This window comes from Streptomyces sp. NRRL S-87, assembly GCF_000719335.1.
Lineage (GTDB): Bacteria > Actinomycetota > Actinomycetes > Streptomycetales > Streptomycetaceae > Streptomyces.
This window is the reverse complement of record NZ_JOGB01000106.1, coordinates 1-7,644: the sequence shown is the minus strand read 5'-3', so window position 1 is coordinate 7,644 and position 7,644 is coordinate 1. Positions and strand designations below refer to the sequence as shown.

Genomic DNA, 7,644 nt, shown 5'->3' with positions numbered 1-7,644 from the left:
GCCATCTCGTCCGTGACCACGGCACCGGTCAGGCAGGACACGACCGGGATCCGCGGCGCGGCGAACGACAGCCCCGCCACCACCTCACGGAAGTCGTCCAACATCCCGTCCATGAGCGGCGAGTGGAACGCGTGGCTGACCGTGAGCCGCTTGGTCCTGCGCCCCTGGGCCGCGAACGTCTCGGCGATCGCGACCGCCGCGCCCTCGTCACCGGAGACGACCACCGACTGCGGACCGTTGACCGCGGCGATGCCCACACCCTCCGACAACAGCGGCAGGACCTCGTCCTCCGCGGCCTGCACCGCGATCATCGCTCCGCCGATGGGAAGCGCCTGCATCAGCCGGCTGCGGGCGGCGACCAGTGCACACGCGTCGTCCAGGGACAGCACCCCTGCGACGTGCGCGGCGGTGATCTCGCCGATCGAGTGCCCGGACAGGTAGTCCGGTCGCAGGCCGAGGCCCTCGACGAGCCGGTACAGCGCCACCTCCACCGCGAACAACGCGGGCTGGGCGAACGCGGTCCGGTCGATCAGGGCCCGGTCGGACCCGAACAGCACCTCCTTGAGGGGGAGTTCCAGGTGGGCGTCCATACGGGCGCACACCGCGTCGAGTGCGTCGGCGAACACCGGGTGGGAGTCGTACAGTTCCCGGCCCATGCCCAGGCGCTGGCTGCCCTGGCCGGTGAACAGGAAGGCCACCTGCCGTTCCGTGCGCGCGACGCCCCGGCTGAGCCGGTCGGCGGAGTCACCCGCCGCCAGTGCGGCCAGCGCCTCGCGGTACTCCTCCTGTGCACCCGCGACGACGGCGGCGCGGTGGTCGAAGGCCGCCCGGCCGAGCGCGAGCGAGAGGCCGACGTCCACCGGGCGCACCGCCTCGTCCCCGGACCGGCCGCCGTGTCCGTCGAGGTGCGCCAGGAGCCGGGCGGCCTGGTCGCGCAGCGCCCGCTCGGTGCGGCCGGAGAGGACCCACGGCCACGGGCCGGGGCCGTCGGACCCGGCAGGCCCTGCGGCCGGGGCGGTCGACACCGCCGGCGCCTGCTCGAGGATGGTGTGCGCGTTCGTACCGCTCACACCGAACGAGGACACGCCGGCCCGGCGCGGACGGCCGGTCTCGGGCCACTCCCGGCCCTCGGTGAGCAGCTCGACGTCGCCCGCGGTCCAGTCGACGTGCGGGGTCGGCCCGTCCACGTGGAGGGTCTGGGGCAGCACCCCGTGCTGCATGGCCATGACCATCTTGATGACGCCGGCGACGCCGGCGGCGGCCTGGGTGTGCCCGATGTTCGACTTGATCGAGCCCAGCAGCAGCGGCCGGTCGGCGGGACGGTCCTGCCCGTACGTCGCGAGCAGCGCCTGCGCCTCGATCGGGTCGCCCAGTCGGGTGCCCGTACCGTGCGCCTCCACCGCGTCCACGTCCGTGGCCGACAGGCCGGCGCTCGCCAGCGCGGCCCGGATCACGCGCTGCTGCGACGGACCGTTCGGGGCCGTCAGACCGTTGCTCGCACCGTCCTGGTTGACCGCCGAGCCCCGGACCACCGCCAGCACCGGGTGACCGTTGCGCCGGGCGTCGGAGAGCCGCTCCACGAGCAGCATGCCGACGCCCTCGCCCCAGCCCGTACCGTCGGCACCCGCCGCGAAGGCCTTGATCCGGCCGTCCGCGGCGAGGCCGCCCTGACGGCTGAACTCGACGAAGGCACCGGGCGTCGACATCACGGTGACGCCGCCGGCGAGGGCGATCGAGCACTCTCCGCCGCGGAGCGCCTGCACCGCGAGGTGCAGCGCCACCAGGGACGCCGAGCAGGCGGTGTCGACGGTGACGGCGGGGCCCTCGAGTCCGAAGACGTAGGAGAGGCGGCCCGAGACGACACTGGCGGAGTTGCCGGTGCTCATGAAGCCGTCGCCGCCGTCGGCGGAGTTCAGCACCAGGGACAGGTAGTCCTGTCCGTTGGTGCCGACGAACACGCCGGCCTGGGTGCCCCGCATCGACGTGGGGTCGATGCCGGCCCGCTCGAACGCCTCCCAGGAGGTCTCCAGCAGCAGGCGCTGCTGCGGGTCCATCGCCACGGCCTCGCGCGGCGAGATCCCGAAGAATCCGGGGTCGAACTGGGCGACGTCGTAGAGGAATCCGCCTTCGCGGGCGTACGAGGCCTCCTGCCCGAGCCGGGGCCCGAACAGCTCCTCGGCGTCCCAGCCGCGGTCGTCCGGGAACGCGCCGATCGCGTCGCCCCCGGCGGCCAGCAGCTCCCACAGGTCCTCGGGAGTGCGGACCCCGCCGGGGAAGCGGCAGCTCATGGCGACGATCGCGATCGGATCGTCGTCGTCGCCCCGGAGGGTCGGGAGGGACGCGTCCGACTCGGCCACCGTGCCGAGGAGTTCGGCCCGCAGGTGGTCGGCCAGGTCGGCGGAGGTCGGGTAGTCGTAGACCAGTGTGGCGGGCAGGCGCAGCCCGGTGGCCGTGCCGAGCCGGTTGCGCAGCTCGACGGCGGTCAGCGAGTCGAAGCCGAGCTCCTTGAACGCCCGTGCCGCGGCGATGCTGTCGGCACCGGTGTGCCCGAGGACCGCGGCGACCTCCTTGCGTACGAGGTCGAGCAGCATCCGGTCCCGTTCGGCGGCGGAGAGGTCCGCCAACCGGCGCGTGAGGGAGTCCCGGCCGCCGGCTCCTCGAGTGGCTCCCCGGCCGTCGGCCCCGTCGCGGGGGGTGAAGATGCCCCGCACTTCGGGGAGTTCGGTGAGCAGCCGGCTGGGGCGCACCGCCGTGAAGGCGGGAGCGAACCGCTCCCAGTCCACGTCCGCGACGGCGACGACGGTGTCGACCGCGTCGAGGGCGAGCTGGAGGGCGGTCACGGCCGAGGAGGCGTCCATGGGCGGTACGCCGCCCTTGCGCATCCGGGCGTCGAGGGCGGCGTCGGCGGCCATGCCGCCCTCGGCCCACGGACCCCACGCCACCGAGGTCGCGGCCAGCCCGGCGGCCCGCCGCTGCTCGGCGAGTGCGTCCAGGTAGGCGTTCGCCGCCGCGTAGTTGGCCTGTCCGGCCGTTCCCCACGTCCCGGTGACGGAGGAGAAGAGCACGAACGCGGACAGGCCTATGCCCAGCTCGACGGTCAGTTCGTGCAGGTGGCGCGCCGAGTCGGCCTTGGCCCGCAGCACGTTCTCGAAACGGTCGGGGGTCAGGGCGTCCAGAACGCCGTCGTCCAGCACGCCCGCGGTGTGGACCACCGCGGTCAAGCCCTCGGCCTCGGCGGACAGCAGTTCGCGCAGGGCGTCCCGGTCGGCGGCGTCACACGCCACGACCGACACCTCCACGCCCGACCCGGCGAGTTCCGCCGCCAGTTCGGCAGCACCCGGAGCATCCGGGCCCCGGCGGCTGGTCAGCACCAGCCGCTCGGCACCCGCACCCGCCAGCCAGCGGGCCACACGGCCGCCCAGCGCGCCCGTGCCACCGGTCACGAGGACCGTCCCGGACGGCGACCACGCCCGCTCACCCGTTCCGGACGCGGCACGGACGAGCCTGCGTCCGAAGACGCCGGACGGTCGCACCGCGACCTGGTCCTCGCCGGTGCCGCCGGCCAACACGCCCGCCAGGCGGGCCATGGTGCGCTCGTCCCAGGTCTCGGGCAGGTCGACCAGACCGCCCCAGCGTCCGGGGAGCTCCAAGGCGGCGACCCGGCCCAGACCCCACGTCTGGGCCTGCACCGCGGACACCAGCCGGTCCGAACGGCCCACCGACACCGCGCCCCGGGTCAGGCACCAGAGCGGCGCCTCCACTCCGGCATCACCCAACGCCTGGACGAGAGCAGCCGTGGCGACGACGCCGGCGGACTCGTCCAGGGCCAGGAGCGACACCACACCGGTGACACCCTCGACGTCGAGATCGGCCGGCAGACCCGCCGGCACGCCACGGTCGACGCCCTCCGCCCCGGCCACGAGCCGACTGACGTCCGCACCGCGGCGGGCCAGCGCCGCGACCACGGGCGCGTCGTCCACACCGGCGGCCGCGGGGGTGACCACGAGCCACGTGCCCGACAGCGGCGCGCCCGACGTGTCGTCGGCAAGCGGCTTCCAGGAGACCCGGTAACGCCAGCCGTCCACCCCCGACGCTCCGGTCGCGGCCGCGGAGGGCCGAGCCGGTACGGGTTCGGGCCAGTACCGGCGGCGCTGGAAGGCGTACGTCGGCAGGTCGACCCACGCCGCACCGGGGCCGTGGACGGCCTGCCAGGAGACCGGGACCCCACGGACGTGGGCGGCGGCCAGGGCGGCCAGGGCCGTCTCGGCCTCCGGTCGGCCCCTGCGGACCGCGGGCACGAAGGCGGCCGCGGTCTCCCGCACGCACTCCTGGCCGAGGGCGGACAGCACGCCGTCCGGCCCCAGTTCGAGGTACGTCCTCACCCCGGCCGCCTCCAGCGCGCGGACGCCGTCCAGGAAGCGCACGCCCTCCCGGACGTGCCGCACCCAGAACTCCGCCGCACCCATCTCGTCCGAGACCACGGCGCCGGTCACGCACGACACGACCGGAATGCGGGGCGCGGCGAAGGACAGGCCTGCCACCACCTCGCGGAAGTCGTCGGACATGCCGTCCATGTGCGGCGAGTGGAAGGCGTGGCTGACCGTGAGCCGCTTCGTCCTGCGGCCCTGGGCGGCGAAGGCCTCGGCGACGGCGACGGCCGCGTCCTCGTCACCGGCGACCACGACCGACCGCGGGCCGTTGACCGCGGCGATGCCCACACCTTCGGAGAGCAGCGGGAGGACCTCGTCCTCCGACGCCTCCACCGCGATCATCGCGCCACCGCCCGGGAGCGCCTGCATCAGCCGGCCGCGGGCCGCCACCAGCGCGCACGCGTCGTCCAGGGACAGCACCCCGGCGACGTGTGCGGCGGCGATCTCACCGATCGAGTGACCGGCCACGAAGTCCGGGCGCACGCCCCACGACTCCACGAGCCGGAACAGCGCCACCTCGACGGCGAAGAGCGCCGGCTGGGTCCACTCCGTCCGGTCGAGCAGCTCCGCGTCGTCCCCGAACAGGACGTCCTTCAGGGGCAGCGCGAGGCGGGCGTCGAACCGCGCGCACGCCTCGTCGAGCGCGTCCGCGAACGCCGGGAAGGCGTCGTACAGCCCACGCCCCATCCCGATGCGCTGACTGCCCTGCCCCGTGAACAGGACGGCGAGCCTGCCGCCGACCGGGGAGCCCGTGACCAGACCGGCTGCCGAGTCATCCGCCGCGAGCGCGGCGAGGCCGGCCAGCACACCCTCACGGTCGGCCGCGACCACGGCCGCGCGCTCGTCGAAGACCGTGCGGCCACCGGCCAGGCCGGCGGCGACGTCGGTCGGGCGGAGCGCGGGGTCGGCGAGCAGGCGGGCGCGCAGGCCGTCGGCCTGGGCGCGGAGGGCGTCCCGGTTCTTCGCCGAGACCAGCAGCGGCACGGGCAGTGACTCCGGTACCGGCCGGGGCGCCGGGGTCTCGTCCGCCGGGTCCGCCGGCTGCGCCGGCGGGGCCTGCTCGATGATGGTGTGGGCGTTGGTGCCGCTGAAGCCGAACGACGAGATGCCGGCCCGGCGCGGGCGGCCGGTCTCCGGCCAGTCCCGGCCCTCGGTGAGCAGCTCGATCTCGCCCGCCTCCCAGTCGACCCGGCTCGAGGGCGCGTCGATGTGGAGGCTCCGGGGCAGCAGTCCGTGCTGCATGGCCAGCACCATCTTCATCACGCCGGCCACACCGGCCGCGGCCTGGGTGTGCCCGATGTTCGACTTCACCGAGCCCAGGAGGAGCGGGCGGCCCGCCGGCCTCTGCTGGCCGTAGGTGGCCAGCAGGGCCTGCGCCTCGATCGGGTCGCCCAGCGTCGTGCCCGTGCCGTGGGCCTCGACCGCGTCCACGTCGGCGGCCGACAGGCCGGCGCTCGCGAGGGCGGCGCGGATGACGCGCTGCTGGGAGGGGCCGTTGGGGGCGGTCAGACCGTTGCTGGCGCCGTCCTGGTTCACCGCCGAGCCGCGCACGACGGCGAGGACGGGGTGGCCGTTGCGGCGGGCGTCGGAGAGCCGCTCGACGAGGAGCATGCCGACGCCCTCGCCCCAGCCGGTGCCGTCGGCGGCCTCGGCGAACGCCTTGATGCGGCCGTCGGCGGCGAGCCCGCGCTGGCGGCTGAACTCGATGAACGTGCCGGGCGTCGACATGACGGTGACGCCGCCGGCCAGGGCGAGGTCGCACTCGCCGTTGCGCAGCGCCTGGATCGCCCAGTGCAGGGCGACGAGCGACGAGGAGCAGGCGGTGTCGACGGTGACCGCCGGGCCTTCGAGGCCGAAGACGTACGACAGGCGGCCGGAGACGACGCTGGCGGCGTTGCCCGTGCCCAGGTGGCCTTCGAGGCCGGACGGGTCCTCCAGGAGCACGGACAGGTAGTCCTGTCCGTTGGTGCCGACGAACACGCCGGCCTGGCTGCCGCGCAGGGTCTCGGGGTCGATGCCGGCGCGCTCGAAGGCCTCCCAGGACGTCTCCAGCAGCAGCCGTTGCTGCGGGTCCATGGCGAGGGCCTCGCGGGGCGAGATGCCGAAGAAGTCCGCGTCGAACTCGGCGGCGTCGTAGAGGAAGCCGCCCTGACGGGTGTACGAGGTGCCCTGCGCGCCGGGATCGGCGTCGTACAGGGCGTCGAGGTCCCAGCCCCGGTCGAGGGGGAGGTCCGAGATCGCGTCGGTGCCCGTCGCCAGCAGTCGCCAGAGGTCCTCGGGGGTCCGTACCCCGCCGGGGAAGCGGCAGCTCATCGCGACGATCGCGATCGGGTCGTCGGCGCCGGCGGTGGCGGCGGCCGCAGCCGCGGGGCCGGCGGCGCCGGCCCCGGTGCCGACGAGTTCGGCGAGGAGGTGCGAGGCGAGCGCGGCCGGGGTCGGGTAGTCGTAGACGAGCGTGGCCGGCAGCCGCAGCCCGGTGGCGGCGCCGAGCCGGTTGCGCAGTTCGACGGCGGTGAGCGAGTCGAATCCGATCTCGCGGAAGGCCCGCGCGGACTCGACGTCCTCGGCGCCCGAGTGCCCCAGCACCTCGGCGACCAGGCCGCGTACCAGATCGAGCAGGAACGCCACGCGCTCGCCCTCGGCCACGTCGGCGAGGCGGGCGGCGAGCGTGGTACCCGCGCGGTCGGTACGGTCGCCCGGGGACGGCGCGCCGCCGGTGGCGGCCACGGCCTCGGGCAGGTCGGCGAGGAACCGGCCGGCCCGTACGACCGTGAAGGCGGGTGCGAACGTCGACCAGTCGAAGTCCGCGACGGTCAGGGCCGCTTCGTCGGAACCGACGGCCTGCCGGAGCGCGACGAGGGCGAGGTCGGCGTTCATGGGCGGTACGCCGCCCTTGCGCATCCGGGCGTCGAGGGCGTCGTCGGCGGCCATGCCGCTCCCGGCCCACGGACCCCACGCCAGCGACGTCGCGGCCAGACCGGCCGCCCGCCGCTGCTCCGCCAACGCATCCAAATAGGCGTTCGCCGCGGCGTAGTTGGCCTGCCCGGCCGTACCGACGGTCCCACTCATCGAGGAGAACAGCACGAACGCCGACAGCTCGATACCCAGCTCCACGGTCAGTTCGTGGAGGTTGCGCGCCGAGTCGGCCTTGGCCCGCAGTACGTTCTCGAATCGGTCGGGAGTCAGGGCGTCCAGGACACCGTCGTCCAGCACA

At 74.9% G+C, this 7,644-nt stretch carries 1 protein-coding gene; it reads right to left on the bottom strand.

Features of this window, described 5'->3' with window-relative positions; all coding sequences use genetic code 11:
• Positions 1-7,644 (bottom strand): type I polyketide synthase (locus tag IF43_RS0134775; protein ID WP_037891380.1); only part of this gene is annotated, 7,644 nt, incomplete at both ends.